At 70.1% G+C, this 18,043-nt stretch carries 10 protein-coding genes; 5 read left to right on the top strand and 5 right to left on the bottom strand.

Annotation, left to right across the window (positions count from 1 at the left end):
• Positions 1-3: 3 nt before the first annotated feature.
• From ACQP2E_RS03605 to mfd, 4 genes are read right to left on the bottom strand one after another with little or no spacing between them, the layout of a single operon-like run.
• On the bottom strand, positions 4-1,620 hold the full coding sequence (locus ACQP2E_RS03605; RefSeq protein WP_433828453.1) for a DUF885 domain-containing protein: 1,617 nt from the start codon (positions 1,618-1,620) through the stop codon (positions 4-6).
• A 9-nt stretch (positions 1,621-1,629) separates the two neighbouring features.
• Entirely contained in the window at positions 1,630-2,589 is a 960-nt protein-coding gene (locus ACQP2E_RS03600) for a nucleoside triphosphate pyrophosphohydrolase (RefSeq protein ID WP_433828452.1), read from the bottom strand.
• Positions 2,586-3,323, bottom strand: a complete 738-nt coding sequence (locus ACQP2E_RS03595; protein ID WP_433828451.1) for a hypothetical protein — start codon at positions 3,321-3,323, stop codon at positions 2,586-2,588. Before ACQP2E_RS03595 ends, ACQP2E_RS03600 begins: the two co-directional genes overlap by 4 nt.
• Before the next feature lie 38 nt (positions 3,324-3,361).
• A complete protein-coding gene (gene mfd, locus ACQP2E_RS03590; protein WP_433828450.1) occupies positions 3,362-6,982 on the bottom strand; it encodes a transcription-repair coupling factor in 3,621 nt (1,206 codons plus the stop codon).
• 208 nt (positions 6,983-7,190) lie between these two features.
• Here mfd and ACQP2E_RS03585 point away from each other — a divergent pair, with 208 nt between their 5' ends.
• The 5 genes from ACQP2E_RS03585 (at position 7,191) to ppc (ending at position 16,693) form a co-directional block, all read left to right on the top strand.
• Positions 7,191-9,005, top strand: coding sequence for a hydrogenase maturation protein (locus ACQP2E_RS03585; protein WP_433828449.1), 1,815 nt, complete (start codon positions 7,191-7,193; stop codon positions 9,003-9,005).
• Positions 9,006-9,104: 99 nt separating this feature from the next.
• On the top strand, positions 9,105-10,805 hold the full coding sequence (locus ACQP2E_RS03580) for a glycosyltransferase family 2 protein (protein WP_433828448.1): 1,701 nt from the start codon (positions 9,105-9,107) through the stop codon (positions 10,803-10,805).
• The gene (locus tag ACQP2E_RS03575; protein WP_433828447.1) at positions 10,802-12,751 is read left to right on the top strand and encodes a galactose oxidase-like domain-containing protein; all 1,950 of its coding nucleotides are present in this window, start codon (positions 10,802-10,804) and stop codon (positions 12,749-12,751) included. The genes ACQP2E_RS03580 and ACQP2E_RS03575 overlap by 4 nt, the downstream gene beginning before the upstream one ends.
• A gap of 3 nt (positions 12,752-12,754) precedes the next feature.
• Positions 12,755-13,771 carry a glycoside hydrolase family 6 protein gene (locus ACQP2E_RS03570; RefSeq protein ID WP_433828446.1) on the top strand — a complete coding sequence of 339 codons (1,017 nt, stop codon included), beginning with the start codon at positions 12,755-12,757 and terminating at the stop codon, positions 13,769-13,771.
• A 126-nt stretch (positions 13,772-13,897) separates the two neighbouring features.
• On the top strand, positions 13,898-16,693 hold the full coding sequence (ppc, locus tag ACQP2E_RS03565; RefSeq protein WP_433828445.1) for a phosphoenolpyruvate carboxylase: 2,796 nt from the start codon (positions 13,898-13,900) through the stop codon (positions 16,691-16,693).
• Positions 16,694-17,350: 657 nt separating this feature from the next.
• On the opposite strand, the gene ACQP2E_RS03560 is transcribed toward ppc, so the two are convergent.
• Entirely contained in the window at positions 17,351-17,998 is a 648-nt protein-coding gene (locus tag ACQP2E_RS03560; RefSeq protein WP_433828444.1) for an SMI1/KNR4 family protein, read from the bottom strand.
• Positions 17,999-18,043: the final 45 nt, after the last annotated feature.

Here is an 18,043-nt window from a genome sequence, read left to right as displayed (position 1 = left end):
CAGTCAGACCCCGAGCAGCGTGCGCAGGTGCCGTGGCGGCGGGGAACCGTGCGCCAGCATCGCGTCGTGCCACGCTTTCGGTGTGGCGCCGAACGGCCTGGCCGCCGCGATCGCCGCGACCTCGCTGTAACCCACGAAGTACGTCGAGAGCTGGGTCGACGTGAGCAGCGCGCGACGCCACTTGCCGGCCGCCTCGCCCTCCTCCTGGAAACCACGCCCGGTCATCAGCTCCATGGCCTCGGCCTCGGCCAGGTCGTCGCAGTGCACGAGCTGGTCGATGATCGCGTTGAGGCTCATCCGCAGCTGCATCTTGAGCTGCTGCAGCCGCACCGGGAGGCCGCCGAAGCCGAGGCCGGCCATCGCCATCTCGGCGTAGACCGCCCAGCCCTCGACGAACGGCCCGGAGAGGCCCAGCGAACGGACCCGGGTGGCGGCCCGGAACCGGCGGGAGTGCGCGAGCTGCAGGAAGTGGCCGGGCATCGCCTCGTGGACGGTGAGGCCCCGGATCATCTGGTTGTTGTATTCCCGGTAGAAGCTCTCCACCCGGTCGGCCGGCCAGTCCGCCGGGGCCGGCGAGATGCAGTAGAACGTGGGCACGTCGGCCGTCTCGAGCGGGCCGGGCGGATCGCAGTAGGCCACCGCGACGCCCCGTGCGAACTCCGGCATCTCCTCGATCACGCAGTTGTCGTCGATCAGCGAGACGATGTCGTGCTCGCGGACGAACGCGGTCGCCTCGTCCATCGTCAGCTTGGCCAGCCCGACGATGGACTGGTTGTCGGGGTGATCGGCGGCGATCGAGTCCAGCGCGCGGCGGACCGTGTCGTCGTCAGCCGGACCGCCGACCAGCTCGGCCGCGGCGGCCCGCAGCTCCGCACCGACCCGATCGAGATTTGCCCGCGCCCGGGAGAGCACCTCGGACGCGGAGAGCTCGGTGTCGAGGGTGTGCCAGAGCCGCGCCTCCCAGAGGCGGCGGCCCAGCCGGGGATCGCGGCCCGGCTCGCCGCTGTCGAGCCGCTCGCGCAGCCAGCCGTCGAACTCACCGAGCGCGGCAAGCGCCGCGGCGGCCGCCGGCTCCACCCGGTCACGCAGGCCGGGCTCCTGAGCCAGGAGGGCGGGCACCTCGTCGCGGATCAGCGCGGCCGTGCCGGCGAACTGGCCGGCCGCCGTCTCGGCATGGATGCGGGGCACGTCGCGCAGCACCGCACGGGCGGTGGCGAGCGCGTCAGGGATCGCGGTGAGCCGGCCGGTGAGGCTGGTCAGCCGCTCATCGGCCGGAGCGAACGGCCGGGCCAGCAGTGCGTGCAGAAGCGGGCCGGGATTGTGCTCCAGAGGGTTCCACTCGTGCTCGCGGATCTGGGTCAGCTCGAACGCGGCACGCTCCACCATGGCGGCCAGGATCGCGTGGTCGACCTGGTCCTCCGGGTCGAGGCCGTCGGGATCGACGCCACTGAGCGCGTCACCCGCGTCACGCAGCATCGCGACGCGGCCCGCCACGCCGTCTCCGGAGAGATCGGGCAGACGGTCGTCGAAGCGGTGGTCACCCGCATAGGTCGCGGTTGCGGGGTCGCTCTCCAGGAGAGCGTCGACGATGCGCTCGGCGAGCGGCACGAACTCAGCCATGCCCAGAAACTACTCGGACGGACCGACATTTTCCGCCGCACGCACCGCGTCGGCGTATTCGAGCGCGGCCCTGCGCAGCTCAGCCTCCGGATCGAGACCGGCGGCACGCGCGTCGGCCACGACCTTCAAGAGCGAAGAACCAAGATCAAGAGCCTCAGGCAAAGGTACGGACAAAGAGCCCCGCTCCACCCGGTGCAGGATCTTGGCCGCCAGCGCGAGAGCGGGCTGGCTGAGCGCGATCCCGTCCAGAACCGACTCCCGCTCCTTCTCCGCCTGCTTGATCCGCTCCCAGTTGGCGGTGATCTCCTCGATGTCCTGCACCTGCTCGCCGGCGAACACGTGCGGGTTACGCCGGACCATCTTCTCGACCAGCCCACCGGCCACGTCGTCGATGCTCCAACCACGCCCGTCCGGCAGTTCCTCGGCGAGCCGCGCGTGCAGAACCACCTGGAGCAGCACGTCACCGAGCTCCTCACGCAGCGCTTCCAGGTCGTCCGCCACTATCGCGTCGTACGCCTCGTAGCTCTCCTCCAGCAGGTAAGGCGCGAGCGTCTGGTGCGTCTGCGCCCGTTTCCACGGGTCGCCGCCGGGCGAGGCAAGCCGGTCCATCACGGCGACCGCGTCCAGCAGCCGGGCGCCGGGCGGATCCCAGGACCCATAGATCAGCTCCAGCTCGGCCAGCCCCGGCTCGCGGGCCAGCCGCAGACCGAGCTGCCGGGCGAACGCCTGGTCACCCGTCGGACCGGCGAGCCAGACCGCACCCGGACCGGCCCCGATCGCGTCGAGCAGACCCTGCGCGTCGGTGTCCAGCACCGTCACCCCGACCCCCGCCATCCGCAGCGCCGCGGCCTGCTCACTCTCCGCATGAGCAAAGACCGGGTACGCGCGAACCGCATCCCAGGCCTCGGCGGTGAGCAGCCCCGCGGGCAGCCGTGGCGACGTGACGAGAAGGAGGATCCTGCTGGTCAAGCGACGTCCACCACCAGCGGCTTGGCGTCCGGGTCACCGAACGGCACGCTCACGATCGGGAACGACCGCCCGCTGGCCTGATCGGTGTAGGAGGAGATGCCCAGCACGACGTCCTCGTACCGCGGGCTGATCTTCACGTCGAGCTCGTCGACCAGGGTCTCCACATCGTCGCGCAGCGTGAAGGCGCCCTGGAGTTCCTTCTTGTCAGCGGCCTGCAAGCTGTTCTTGAACCCCGCGAAATCCAGATTGATCGCCTGGTTGTCGGCGAACTGCTGGTAGACACCGCGCAGATCCTCGTCGCTGGGCTCGGCGGTGGCGGTGCCGGCCGTGCTCTGCAGCAGGTTCTGCCGCAGGACCAGGTTCTGCGTGTAGACCCGGGTCAGCTCGGCCGACTCGGGCAGGCCGATCTGCTGGGCCACCTCCGCGTACGGCATGGTGGCCGGCAGGGTGACCTTCTGCTTGGCGGCGACCCGGTCGTACAGCTCGTTGGTGAGCAGCAGGCCGACGATGTCGACGCGGGCGATCGGCATCCGCGCGGCCTGGCCGGCGGCAGCGCTGGTGACCAGCTCACTGGTCTCGTCCCAGATCTGCTGGACGTGACGCTCGGTGATGTGACCACTCTGCCCGATGTAGACGGCGACGGCCGGCTGGGACCGGCAGCCGGCCAGCCCGCCGGCGGCGAGAGAAGCGGCAACGACGACGGAGACGAGTGAGCGGGCACGCATCATGGTCATGACTGTCTCATGGTCAATGTGATCTAGGTCGCCCGCCCTCAGCGTGTCGCGCCGGCCGGAGCCGGAACATCGCCGAGGACATCCTTGAGCAGCTGGGCGCACCACTCCAGCAGGGCCTGGTCGCGCAGCGGCTCGCCACCCACCCGGCGGGTGCTCGGCCGGGGCACGCTGACCTGGTCGTTCACCGACTTGTAGACCGAGTCCGGGTGGTACCGCTTGAGCCGCATCTGCTTCGAGTCCGGCAGCGGCAGCGGCGAGAAGCGGATGTGCTTGCCCTGCATCGTCACGTCGGTCAGCCCATATGCCCTAGCCACCTGACGGAACCGGGCCACCGCGATCAGGTTGGCGACCGGGGCCGGCGGCTCGCCGTACCGGTCGGTCATCTCGGCGACGACCTCGGTGAGCCGGGCGTCGTCGCGCGCCTCGGCCAGCTTGCGGTACATCTCCAGGCGCAGGCGCTCGACGGCGATGTATTCGGTGGGCAGGTGCGCGTCGATCGGCAGGTCGATCTTGACCTCGGGCTCCTCCTCCGGCCGCTCGCCCTTGAACTGGGCAACCGCCTCGCCGACCATCCGGACGTAAAGGTCGAACCCGACACCCTCGATGTGGCCGGACTGCTCGCCGCCGAGCAGGTTGCCGGCGCCGCGGATCTCCAGGTCCTTCATCGCGACGTACATGCCGGCGCCGAGCTCGGTGTGCTGGGCGATGGTGGCGAGCCGCTCGTGGGCGTGCTCGGTGAGCGGTTTCTCCCGCGGGTAGAGGAAGTACGCGTACGCCCGCTCGCGGCCACGGCCGACCCGGCCGCGGATCTGGTGCAACTGGGCCAGGCCGAGCAGGTCGGCGCGCTCGACGATGAGCGTGTTCGCGTTCGGGATGTCGATGCCGGACTCGACGATCGTGGTGCAGACCAGGACGTCGAACTCCTTCTCCCAGAAGCCGACCATCACCTTTTCCAGCTGTTCCTCGCTCATCTGGCCGTGCGCCACCGCGACCCGGGCCTCGGGGACCAGCTCCCGCAGCTTGCGCGCCGCCCGGTCGATCGACTCGACCCGGTTGTGCAGGTAGAAGACCTGGCCGTCGCGGAGCAGCTCGCGGTGGATCGAGGCGGCCACCTGCTTGTCGTCCTGTGCGCCGACGTAGGTGAGCACCGGGTGCCGTTCCTCCGGCGGGGTGGCGATCGTCGACATCTCCCGGATGCCGGTGATCGCCATCTCCAGGGTCCGCGGGATCGGGGTGGCCGACATGGTCAGCACGTCCACCGAGGCCCGCAGCGCCTTGAGCTGCTCCTTGTGCTCGACGCCGAACCGCTGCTCCTCGTCCACGATGATCAGGCCGAGGTTCTTGAAACGGGTCGACTTGGCGAGCAGCCGGTGCGTGCCGATCACGATGTCGGCGGTGCCGTCGGCGGCGTGCTCCAGGGTGAGTGCCGCCTCTTTCGGCGTCTGGAACCGGGACAGCTGCTTGATCTGCACCGGGAACTGGCTCATCCGCTCGGTGAACGTGTTGAAGTGCTGCTGGGCCAGCAGCGTGGTCGGCACCAGCACGGCCACCTGCTTGCCGTCCTGCACCGCCTTGAACGCCGCGCGTACCGCGATCTCGGTCTTGCCGTAACCGACGTCGCCGCAGATCAGCCGGTCCATCGGGACCTGCAACTCCATGTCGTGCTTGACCTCGATGATCGCGGCCATCTGGTCCGGGGTCTCGGTGTACGGGAAGGCGTCCTCCAGCTCCTGCTGCCACGGGGTGTCCGGGCCGAACGAGTGGCCCTGGGACGCCTGCCGGGCGGCGTACAGCTGGATCAGCTGGGCCGCGATCTCCTTGACCGCCTTCTTCGCGCGGGCCTTGCTCTTCTGCCAGTCGGCGCCGCCCATCTTGTGCAGGCTGGGCGACTCGCCGCCGACGTACCGGGAGAGCTGGTCGAGCTGGTCGGTCGGCACATAGAGGCGGTCGCCGGGCTGGCCGCGCTTGGACGCGGCGTACTCGATGACCAGGTATTCCCGGTCGGCGCCGTTGACCGTGCGCTGCACCAGCTCGACGTATCGCCCGATGCCGTGCTGCTCGTGCACCACGAAGTCGCCGGTCTTGAGCTCCAGCGGGTCGATCGTGTTGCGCCGCCGGGCCGGCATCTTGCGCATGTCCTTCGTGGACGCGCCACGGCCGCCGGAGATGTCGTTGCCGGTGATCACCGCGAGCCGGGACGCCTCGTCGACGAAACCGTGGTTGAGCCCGCCGCAGGTGACCAGCAGCTGGCCGTCCTCGATCGGTTTCTCGATCGAGTCGACAGGTGTCACGCCGAGGCCGGCGTCGCGGAGCAGCTCGGTGGCCCGCTGCGCGGTCCCCTTGCCCTCGAAGACCAGCGCGATCGCCCAGCCGGCCCGTGCCCACTCGGCCAGGTCACCGGCCAGTTTCCCGGTGTCGCCGTGGTAGAGAGGCACCGGCTGCGCCGCGAGAGCGATCGCGTCACCGGCGTCCGGCGAGACCTCCACCGCCTCGGACGAGTCCTCCCACGGCAGACTCTCCGCCGCGCTCTCGGCGGCGACCAGGCCGAACGGCGACAGCGTCCACCAGGGCTGTTTCAGGGTGGCAGCGTGCGCCCGGATCTCGGCGAGGGTGCGGAAGGCCACCGCGCCGACGTCGATCGGCGCCTGGCCGCCGACGGCGGCCGCGGCCCAGGACGCTTCGAGGAACTCATCCGAGGTACGCGTGAGGTCATGCGCCCGGGTCCGGATCCGCTCCGGGTCGCAGAGCAGCACGTGGGTGCCGGCCGGCATGCAGTCGATCAGCAGCTCCATGCTGTCGGTGCCGTGCAACAGCGCCGGCGCCAGCGACTCCATGCCCTCGACCGGAATTCCCTCGGCCAGCTTGTCCAGGATCTCGGCGAGCTCGGGGTGCTCGGCGGCCAGCTCGGCCGCTCTGTCCCGGACGTCCGGGGTCAGCAGCAGCTCGCGGCAGGGCGGCGCCCAGAGCCGCTCCACCTTGTCGATGGTCCGCTGGTCGGCGACCGCGAAGGTGCGGATCTCCTCGACGTCGTCGCCCCAGAACTCGACCCGGGACGGGTGCTCGTCGGTGGGCGGGAAGACGTCCAGAATGCCGCCGCGGACCGCGAACTCGCCACGCTTGGTGACCAGGTCGACCCGCGCGTACGCCATGTCGGACAGGCGGCGGGCCACGTCCTCCAGCTCGGCGCCGCGCCCGGTGACCAGCTCCACCGGCTCCAGGTCGCCGAGGCCCTTGAGCTGCGGCTGAAGCAGCGAGCGGACCGGCGCCACGATGACCTGCAGTGGTTTCTCATCGGGGTGGGCGAGGCGGCGCAGCACGGCGAGGCGTTTGCCGACCGTGTCCGAGCGGGGTGAGAGCCGCTCGTGCGGCAGCGTCTCCCACGACGGGTAGACCGCGATCCGGTCGGCGTCGATCAGGCAACCGAGCGCGTCGGCCAGGTCGTCGGCCTCCCGTGAGGTCGCGGTGACGGCGAGCACCGGGCGCTGCGCGCCACCGACTTCAGTGGCACCGGCCACGGAAGCGACCACGAACGGGCGCAGCGACGCCGGCGCGGTCAGATCCAGCGAATCGGAGTCGGTGAAGCTCCGACGAGCCAGATCGCGTGCCCGGGCCAGGCCACGGTCACGCAGGGCGGCAGGAATCAGACCGGCGAGCTGCATTACGAAGATCCCCCTGAGGGCACGACGAACGACCCCGAACGCCTGGAGGGCGGGGGGTAACGCGTCCAGCTTAGTCCGACCCGCTGACACTTCCGGGACCGTGCGCCTTATCGCACAGCATGTCCGACTTAGGCAGCGAGGTGTCAGCGAGAGTCCCCACTGCTTTTCGTGCCGAAATGCGGTGCCACTGCAAGGGGGAGAGGGCAACGTGCGGATTCTGCTGCTCGTGTCAGCGTTCAACGGCTTGAGCCAGCGGGTCTGGTGTGCCCTGCGTGAGGCGGGACACGAGGTCGGAGTGCTGCTGGCGACCAGCGACCGCGACGCCGTCGACGGGGTGGCCGCCGCCAATCCGGACCTGGTTCTCTGCCCGTACCTCAAGGAACGGATCCCGGACCAGGTCTGGCAGCGGTGGCGGACCGTCGTGCTGCACCCGGGACCGGTCGGCGACCGCGGGCCGTCCTCACTCGACTGGGCGATCAGCGAGAGCGCGCCGTCCTGGGGCGTGACCGCCATCCAGGCCGTCGAGGAGCTGGACGGCGGGCCGATCTGGGCCACCCGGACGTTCCCGATGCCGGCCGCCGCGCCGCGCAAGTCGGCGCTCTATGCCGGCCCGGTCTCGGACGCCGCCCTGGAGTGCGTCTTCGAAGTGGTGGCGAAAGCCGGCGACCCCAGCTTCGTGCCGGCGCCGGCGGAGGACACTCCGGCCCAGGCGCCCGGCGCACGGCCCCGGCCGCCGATGCGGCAGGCCGACCGTGTCTTCGACTGGTCCGAGCCGTCCGAGACGATCCTGCGGCGGATCCGGGCCGGCGACGGCTCCCCCGGGGTGCGGGCCATGATCGGTGGGCTGGACGCGTACGTCTACGACGCGCATCCCGGGATGACCCGTGGCGCCCGGCCCGGCCGGATCCTGAAGCGCCGCCAGGGTGCCGTGCTCGTGGCCACCGGCGACGGCAGCCTCTGGATCGGGCACCTGCGCCAAGCCGAAGACGGCGGGATCAAGCTGCCCGCCACGACCGCGCTCGGCGCCCGGCTGCACGGTGTGCCGCACTCGCAGGCCGGCCCGGCCGACGACCCGGAGACCCCGTACGCGTACCGCCAGGTCCGTTACCGGCGTACCGGGGCGGTGGGCTGGCTGAACTTCGACTTCTACAACGGCGCGATGGCGCCCGGGCACTCGCGGCGGCTGCTGGCCGGCCTGCGGCACGCGGTCGCGCAGGACACCCGCGCGCTCGTGCTGCGCGGTGGCACCGAGGCGTTCAGCAACGGCATCCACCTCAACGTGATCGAGGGGTCGTCGGATCCGTCCGGCGCCGCGTGGGCCGCCATCCGGGCCATCAACGAGGTGTGCCGGGAGATCATCACGTGCACCCGTCAGGTGGTGGTGGCCGCGTACGCGGGCAGCGCCGGCGCCGGCGGGGTGATGCTCGGCCTGGGCGCGGACATCATCGCGGCCCGGGACGGGATCGTGCTCAACCCGTACTACGACATCGGGCTCTTCGGCTCCGAGCTGCACACCTTCTCGCTGCCCAGGCGGGTCGGCGCGGATGCCGCCCAGCGACTGATCGACGACCGGCTTCCGGTGAGCACGGCCGAGGCCGCCCGGATCGGGCTCGTCGACGAGGTCGGTCCGCGCCACCCGGAGGCGTACTCAGGGTGGCTCGCGGCCTTGGCCGAGAAGCACGGTGACGTGCGCGCCTCGCGCAAGCGACGTGCGGCGAAAGCGAGGCGGCTCGCCGCCGAGCGCATCCCCCTGGATGTGTACGAGACACGCGAACTCGCCGAGATGAGCCGGGACATCTACACCGACCGTTCCGGATTCGCCGCGGCCCGGCACGCGTTCGTCCGCAAGATCGCGCCGGAGGCGACGCCGAGGCATCTGCTCTTCGCGGCGAACGCCGGCGCGGTGGGCGGCGGGACGGCTGTGAACAGCGGTCCGGTGACAGCCGGGCGGCAGCGGAACAACTCGGGACCGGCCGTCGAACGACGTCCCGCCCTGCGCCCGTCGGTACCGGTGTCGGCCTGACGGATGAGTTTGCTGCACACCCCGGATCCCGGGGCGAACAGTCCTGCCCCCACTAGGAACAGCGTTCCCGCTCAGCGGCCGCCCATCGGCCGCGCGGTCATGCCGGACGACGAGCTCGGCAGCACCCTGCTGTTCAACGCGCAGTACGAGTACAGCGCGTACAGCGTCCTCGCCGGGCCGGCCGAGCCGGCGCCACCGGACGGCTACCGGGTCCAGATGCGCCGGATGGCCCGCCGCCGCCCGATCCGGACGGTCCTGATCACGCTGTTCGCGTTCGCCTTCGAAAGCACCTTCTTCGGATGGCTGCTCACCTCGATCGAGCTGCCCGACCAGCGGCTGCAGACGACGCTGTACGTCGCGACCCTGTTCATGATCGGCGCGACAGCGACGATCGAGCTGTTCCGTCTGGTGAACGTGGTGGCGCTCTGTTTCGCAACGCTCTGGGCCCGTGATCCGGCGCCGGTCGTGCCGGACACCGGCACCCGGGTCGCGTTTCTCACCACGATCGTGCCCGGCAAGGAGCCGATCGCGATGGTGGAGAAGACCCTGCGTGCGGCCCGGAAGATCCGGTACGGCGGCACGTTCGACGTGTGGCTGCTCGACGAGGGTGACGACCCGGTGGTCAAGCTCATGTGCAAGCGGCTGGGTGTGCGGCACTTCTCCCGGCGCGGGCGCGACGAGTACAACACCCGCACCGGCGCGTTCAAGGCGAAGACCAAGCACGGCAACTACAACGCCTGGCTGGACGCGAACGGCGAATCCTACGACGTGTTCGTCTCGGTCGACCCGGACCACGTGCCGATGCCGAACTTCTGCGAGCGGCTGCTCGGCTACTTCCGTGACCCGGACGTGGCGTTCGTGGTCGGACCGCAAATCTACGGCAACTACGACAACCTGGTGACCCGCTGGGCCGAGTCACAGCAGTACCTGTTCCACTCGCTGCTGCAGCGGGCCGGCAACCGGCGCGGGATCGCCATGCTGGTCGGCACGAACAACGCGGTCCGGATCAAAGCACTGCAGTCGATCGGCGGTCTCCAGGACTCGATCACCGAGGACATGGCGACCAGCCTGCGGATACATGCGACCCGCAATCCGGCGAGCGGCAAGCGCTGGCGTTCGGTCTACACCCCGGACGTGCTGGCCGTCGGCGAGGGCCCGTCGTCCTGGACCGATTACTTCACCCAGCAGCACCGCTGGTCACAGGGCACCGACGAGGTGGCGGTACGCCGCTTCGCCAGGATCGTCTGGCACCTCGGACCGGCCCGGGCGCTGCATTACACACTGCTGATGTCGTACTACCCGCTGACCGCGGCGGCCTGGTTGCTCGGTGCGCTGAACGCGGCATGTTTCCTGCTGCTCGGCGCGAAGGGTGTGCAGGTGCCGCAGTCGGTCTGGCTGATGCTCTATGTGGACGCCGCGCTCTTCCAGGTCGGGCTCTACCTGTTCAACCGGCGGCACAACGTGAGCCCGCACGAAGGTTCCGGCTCGTCCGGCCTGGCCGGGATGCTGGCGTCCACGTTGTGCACACCGGTGTATGTCTCGTCGTTCCTCAGCGCGGTGCTGCGCCGGCGTTCCGGGTTCGTGGTCACGCCGAAGGGCGACTCGGCCAGCCCGGACCGGCTCGCCACGTTCGGGCCGGGCCTGCGCTGGGCCGGCCTCTACACCGCGCTGCTGGTGATCGCGCCGTTCCTCGACCACGTCGACCCGGCCATGTACGCCTGGCCCGCCCTCAACCTCGTCATCTGCCTGACACCCACCGTCATCTGGTTTTCCAAGCGCACAAAGGAGCCGCCCGCATGAAGCCCCGCTCGCGTCCCACCCTCGTTCGCCGTCTGGTGAGCGGTCTGGCCACGCTTGTGGTGCTGGCAGTCGTCGTGGTGGCAAACCGGCCGATGGTCGCGGCCGGTTCCGAGGCGCTGCACACGTACCAGATCAACCGGCAGGCGTACAAGGAGAAGTTCGGGCATTGGGCTCGTCTCTCGGTGCCGCACGGGTTCCGGGTCAACGCCATTCACGCCGCGCTGCTGCACACCGGCAAGGTGCTGATCGTCGCGGGCAGCGGCAACAACCGGGACGCGTTCGAGCAGGAGTCCTTCCGGACGGTGATCTACGACCCGGCCACCGAGAAGTTCACCGAGGTGGAGACACCGACCGACGTCTTCTGCGCCGGTCACACGTTCCTGCCGAACGGCAATCTGCTGATCGCCGGCGGCACGAAGTCGTACGAGGTGCTCGAAGCCGACGTCGAGCACCCGGCCGGGGTCATGAAGATCAAGAACGAGTCGCCGGACGGCGGTCCCCGCAAGTTCGCGAAGGGCACCCCGCTGGTCTCGGCCACCGGATACGTCTACCGGACCCGTACCGACGTGACCGTTCCGGCCGCGAAGAAGATGACGCACGGCAGCACCACGACGGTCCACGCCGGTGAGGCCGAGGTCTGGGTGGACGCGGCGATCAAGGGCGACCGCGCGATCGTCCGCGAGCCGGCCCAGTACACCCTCCAGGGACTCTCCGGCATCGACGCCCGCAATCTGTACGGCGTCGCCGACAAGATCACCCGAGAGAAGCAGGAGTACGGCGGCGACAAGACGTCGTACGAGTTCGATCCGGTACTCCAGAAGTACGTCCGCACCGGTGACATGCGTGACCACCGCTGGTACCCGAGCCTGGTCGGGCTGACCAGCGGCGACATCCTCGCCGTCTCCGGCCTGGACGAGTTCGGCCGGATCCTGCCCGGGCGCAACGAGCGGTACCTGCCGAAGGAGAAGCGCTGGGTGGCCGCGCCCGAGCTGAAGCGGTACTTCCCCACCTATCCGGGCCTGCACCTGATGGCCGACGGCAAGGTCTTCTACTCCGGTTCCAACTCGGGGTACGGCTCGGACACCGAGGGCCGCATCCCGGGGATCTGGGACGTCAAGCGCAACAGGTTCCGTGAGGTGCCCGGCCTGCGTGACCCGCGGATGACCGAGACCAGCTCGTCGGTGATGCTGCCACCGGCACAGGATCAGAGGGTGATGCTCCTCGGCGGGGGTGGTATCGGCGAGTCGGAGGAGTCGACCCGGCGTACCGCGATCGTTGATCTGGATGTGAAGTCGCCCGCGTATCTCCCCGGACCCGACCTGCCGCGGCCGGCCCGGTACCTGTCCACGGTCGTGCTGCCGGACGACACCGTGCTCACCACGGGCGGGTCCTCCGGCTATCGCGGCGGGAAATACCGAGGGCGTGAGCGCAGCGAACTGTTCAACTCGCAGATCTACCGGCCGGCCGACAACGCGTTCGTCACGACGGCCGAATCCACAGTGGGCCGCAATTACCACTCCGAGGCGATCCTGCTGCCGGACGGCCGGGTGATCACCATGGGTGGCGACCCGCTCTACGACCGGACCGGCAAGAACGCCGGAACGTTCGAGCAGCGCATCGAGGTGTTCAGCCCGCCGTACCTCTTCGGCGGCAAACGACCGGTCGTGACCGGTGGCCCGGAGCAGCTCACCCGCGGAGAGAAGGCCCGGTTCAGCACGCCGGACACCGCCCGGATCGCCACGGCCCGGCTGCTCAAGCCGAGTTCGGTCACCCACGTGACCGACACCGATCAGCGGTCGGTCGCGCTCGCCCTGAAGCGCTCGGCCGGCGCCGTGGAGGTGACCGTTCCGGAAAAGGCCGGTTTGGTGCCATCTGGGTGGTACATGCTGTTCCTCGTGGACAACAAGGGTGTGCCGTCGGTGGCCCGCTGGGTGCGGGTGTCCTGAGAGATGCCCCGGCACCTCAAGGTGACCGGTCGTCGCCGACGTGCCGCGATGATCACCGCGCTGGCGCTGGTGGCGACCGGTGTCCTGCTCAAGGACCGGGAGCCGGCGCCGGCGGTCCGGGTGCCGGAGGCGGCGACCATCGGCACCCCGGCTCTCTACGTCGACCCGCAGGGCGCTGCCGCCACCTATGTCCGCCGGCTGGAACGGGCCGGTCGCCGGGCCGACGCGGCGATCATCCGGCGGATCGCGGACCGGCCCGCCGCCACCTGGTTCACCGACTCGGCGCCGGGATATGCCGATCGGGCCCGCCGGCTCGTCGTCGCCGCCACCCAGGCCGGCCGGATGCCGGTGCTCGCGCTCTACTACATCCCGCAGCGGGACTGCTCGAATCACTCCAGGGGCGGCGCGAGCAGCGCTGAGGCGTACAAAAGATGGGTCTCGGCCTTGACCCTCGCGATGCGCAACACGCGCGCACTGGTGATCCTCGAACCGGACGCGGTCGCCCACACGGTCCGCGGTTGCCTGAAAGGCAAGGCCGCTCAGCAGCGTCTCGCGCTGCTGAGCTGGGCGGTCGCGACGCTGCGCACCCAGCCCGGCGTGCGCGTCTACCTCGACGCCGGCAACCCCGGATGGGTCCCGGCCGCGCGCATCGCTCCCGCTCTGCGCAGCGCCGGTGCCATGCGCGCGCACGGACTCGCGCTCAACGTCGCCAACTTCCAGACCACGACCGACAACCTTGGGTACGGGAATGAGCTCTCCCGTCTGCTCGGCGGCCGGCACTTCGTGGTCGACACGAGCCGTAACGGCGCCGGACCGCTGAGACGTGGCAGCGCCGAGCGACGCTGGTGCAATCCGCCCGGCCGCCGGCTCGGCGCCGCTCCGACGATGTCCACCGGGCACCCGCTCGTCGACGCGTACCTCTGGGTGAAACGGCCTGGAGAGTCGGACGGCGCCTGCGGCGCCGGAGCCCCGCGCGCAGGTCAGTGGTACCCGGCTTACGCATTCGCACTTGCCAGGTGATGGCACGAGCCCGAACCACGCATGAGACTCTTGACTCAATCCACCCCCGGTCGGGGGTACGCCGATACGATCGGCGAAGTCGGGACAGCGCCGTCCTGGAGCCATCCGTTTCTAAGGAGCGCCCCGATGACAGAGCAGCCTGCCCAACTCGATCGAGAGGGTTCCGACGCAGCACTCCGTGCCGACATCCGCCGGATCGGCACGCTGCTCGGTCAGACCCTGGCCCGCCAGGAAGGCCGGCCTCTCCTCGACCTCGTCGAGGAGATCCGCGCGCTGGTTCGCCAGGACGCCCCGGCCGCCGCCGACCGGCTCTCGGCCATGGACATCACCACCGGCACGAAGCTGGCGCGCGCCTTCTCCACGTACTTCCACCTCGCCAACATCACCGAGCAGGTGCACCGCGCCCGTGACCTGCAGCGACGCCGCGCCCGCGACGGTGGCTGGCTGGACCAGGCCGCCGAGCGGATCGCCGAGAAGGGTGTGCCGGCCGACGAGATCGCCGCGGCCGCCCGCCGCCTCGCGGTCCGCCCGGTCTTCACCGCGCACCCGACCGAGGCCGCCCGCCGCTCGATCCTGTCGAAGCTGCGCCAGGTTGCCGACTCGCTCGACGCCGAATCCGCCGCCGCGGCGCTGTACGGCGCGACCGACACGACGGTCTCCACGAAGCGGTTCGCCGAGCTGATCGACCTGCTCTGGCAGACCGACGAGCTGCGCCTGGACCGGCCGGACCCGACCGACGAGGCACGCAACGCGGTCTACTACCTCAAGGATCTGTACGCCGAAGCGGCCCCGCAGGTCCTCGACGACCTGGCCGAGACGCTGCGCCGGCTCGGCGTGGAGACCGCGCCCACCTCGCGGCCGCTCACGTTCGGCACCTGGATCGGTGGCGACCGCGACGGCAACCCGTTCGTCACCCCGAAGGTCACCCGCGACGTCCTGCTGATCCAGCATGAGCACGGCATCCAGGCCACCGAGCGGGCCATGGACAAGCTGATCGACGAGCTGAGCGTCTCCCGCCGGCTTCGCGGCGTCTCGCTGGACCTCTCGGCGAGCCTCGCGCAGGACATGGACAACCTGCCGGAGATCGCCGACCGGTTCCGCCGGGTCAACGCCGAGGAGCCGTACCGCCTCAAGGTGCGGTCGGTGAAGGCGAAGCTGGCGAACACCCGGGCCCGGCTCACCAGCAACACCCCGCACGTGCCCGGCCGCGACTACCTCGGCAGCGACGAGCTGATCTCCGACCTGGAGCTGATGCGTGCCTCGCTGGCCCGCAACTCCGGCCAGCTCCCGGCCATCGGCATCGTCGCCACCGCGATCCGGCAGGCCTCCGCGTTCGGCCTCCAGCTGGCCACCCTCGACGTGCGTGAGCACGCCGAGAAGCACCACGAGGTGCTCCAGCAGATGTACACGCAGGTCGGCGAGATCGACGATTACGCGACGCTGGACCGGGCCGAGCGCACCAAGCTGCTCGCCACCGAGCTGACCGGGCGGCGGCCGCTCTCCAGCGCCGACACCCCGCTCACCGACTCGGCGCGCAAGACCTTCGACGTGTTCCACACGATCCGCGAGGCGCAGGACACCTTCGGCCCGGACGTCATCGAGACCTACATCATCTCGATGACCCTCGGCGTCGACGACGTGCTCGCGGCGGCCGTGCTGGCCCGCGAGGCCGGCCTCGTCGACATCCACACCGGTCGCGCGCGGGTCAACATCGTGCCGCTGCTGGAGACGCCGGCCGAGCTCGACGCCGGTGGTGACCTGCTCGACGAGATGCTGTCGCTTCCGGCGTACCGGGAGATCGTCCGGGCACGCGGTGACGTGCAGGAGGTCATGCTCGGATATTCGGACTCCAACAAGGAGGCCGGCATCACCACGAGCCAGTGGCGGATCCACAAGGCCCAGCGGTCGCTGCGTGACGTGGCCGCCCGGCACGGTGTCCGGCTGCGCCTCTTCCACGGCCGGGGCGGCACTGTCGGCCGTGGTGGCGGCCCCACGCACGAGGCGATCCTGGCTCAGCCGTACGGCACCCTGGACGGCGCCATCAAGGTCACCGAGCAGGGCGAGGTCATCTCCGACAAGTACACGGTGCCGGCGCTGGCCCGGGAAAACCTGGAACTCACCGTCGCCGCGGTGCTCCAGGCGACCCTGCTGCACACCAACATCCAGGTCGACCCGGTGCGCCTGAAGGTCTGGGACACGGTCATGGACACCGCCTCGGACGCCGCATTCGCGCGGTACCGCACGCTCGTCGAGGACCCGAACCTGGCCGCGTACTTCTGGGCGGCCACACCGACCGAGCTGCTCGGCGCCCTCAACATCGGCTCCCGCCCGGCGAAGCGCCCCAACGCGGACGCCGGCCTGAGCGGCCTGCGGGCCATCCCGTGGGTGTTCGGCTGGACGCAGACCCGCCAGATCGTCCCCGGCTGGTTCGGCGTCGGCACCGGCCTGGCCGCGGTCCGCGCAGCCGGCCAGGGCGGCGAACTCGACGCCATGCACGAGAACTGGCAGTTCTTCCGCACGTTCCTCTCGAACGTCGAGATGATGCTGGCCAAGACCGACCTGTCGATCGCCCGCCGGTATGTGGAGACCCTGGTCCCCGAAGAACTCCACCCGATCTTCAACTCGATCGAGCGCGAATACGAACTGACCGTCCAAGAGGTCCTCGCCATCACCGGCCACACCGAGCTGCTGTCGTCCCAGCCGGAGCTGAACCGCACCCTGGGCGTCCGCGACACGTACCTGGAGCCGCTGCACCACCTCCAGGTCGCGCTGCTCCGCCAGTACCGCGAACTCGGCGAATCCGGCCGCCAGATGCCGACCGCCCCGGGCGCCCGCCGAGGCCCGTCGGACTCGACAGCCCTGGAACGAGCCCTCCTCACCACCGTCAACGGCATCGCCGCCGGCATGCGCAACACCGGCTGATCATTTCCACGTCACAGTGAACGGCCGGGCCCTGCGTGGCCCGGCCATTTCCGTCTGGCGGTGACTTGCGGTGACCGATCGCTGGCGGCTTGTCACTCAGCCCGAGCCGGCGAGGCCACCCTGTCGACGGGGGTGCGACGCACACAGTTAGTTCGAGGCGCACAGTTCGAGGCGCACAGTTCGACGCGCACAGTTCGACGCGCACAGTTCGACGCGCACAGTTCGACGCGCACCCGAACTCGACACAAACGCGCGACTCGCTTCACGCGGCCGCACCTCAGGTACCTCAGGCACCTCAGGCACCTCAGGCACCTCAGGCACCTCAGGCATCGCAGCCTGACGACCGACCTGGCCTACGGCTGGCCCGCCGGTCATTCGGCTGAAGTTGATCCTGCCCTGGAAGATCGGGCGCCGGGACGGCGGCGCACGGAGTGATCGTTCAGCGGTGATGAGCGCGCACGGAGGAGCTCGCCAACGTGGGTCAGCGCACACGTAACGCTTGCGTGGGCTCGGGTCTCGGCTATGGCGTTGATGGACGCACACGGAGTGGTTGCGTGGGATCTCGTCAACGTTGTTCGCGCCGTTCACGCCGGGGATCGCCGTCCCGCGGACGCTGATCGGGGACCGGCGCATTGCTGGCCGCGAACGTCGCGCGCGTCAGGTGAGGGTCTGCTCGGACTCGTCCAGCCACCTGCGGTACCAGCGGGCGAAGCCCATCGGCTTGCCGTCGTCGTCCAGCACCGGGTAGAAGCCGCTGCCGTCGGCGGTGTCATCGGCCCACATTTGGCCTCGGGCCGGGCCGCTGACGACCAAAGCCTCGCGTAACGCACAACCCATGTGGCAGAGGTAGAGCAACCCGATCGAATGCGCCGGGTTGAACACCAACCTGTCGTGCAGCTCCCACCAGGCGTCCTCGGCGTCCTCGCCCTCCTCCTCGTCCGGCTGCTCGGGCAGCCCGTCGGCCGGGTTGAAGGCCTCGGTATGCGGAAACGGCCGCCCGAGCGCCTCCCGCGCCGTGAGGCTCGCCCCGTCACCCACCCACTCCCAGAGACCGTCGACCCCGCGCAGCGGGAAGAGGCCGTAGGCGGGACCGGCGCCGCCGCGGCTCACCTCACGTAGAAACGAGCGGTACTCCCCCGGCAGCTCGACGCCGAGCTGCGCCTCCAACTCGGCGAGCTCATCAGCGGTGAGCCTGGGCTCCAGCACACCCTGGTGGGAATCCCAGCCGAACGCCCGGCTCAGGTCGGGACGGGCAACGAGGGCGGCAACGCGCGGCCGGACATCCGACCAATCGATCTCAGTCACAGCGCGCAGGCTAACGCCACCCTCCGACAATGCGCTTCGCCGCAG

The organism is Actinoplanes sp. CA-015351, from assembly GCF_050955685.1.
Classification (GTDB): Bacteria; Actinomycetota; Actinomycetes; order Mycobacteriales; family Micromonosporaceae; genus Actinoplanes.
The sequence above is the reverse complement of the archived record's forward strand: the minus strand, read 5'-3'. Positions and strand labels throughout refer to the sequence as shown.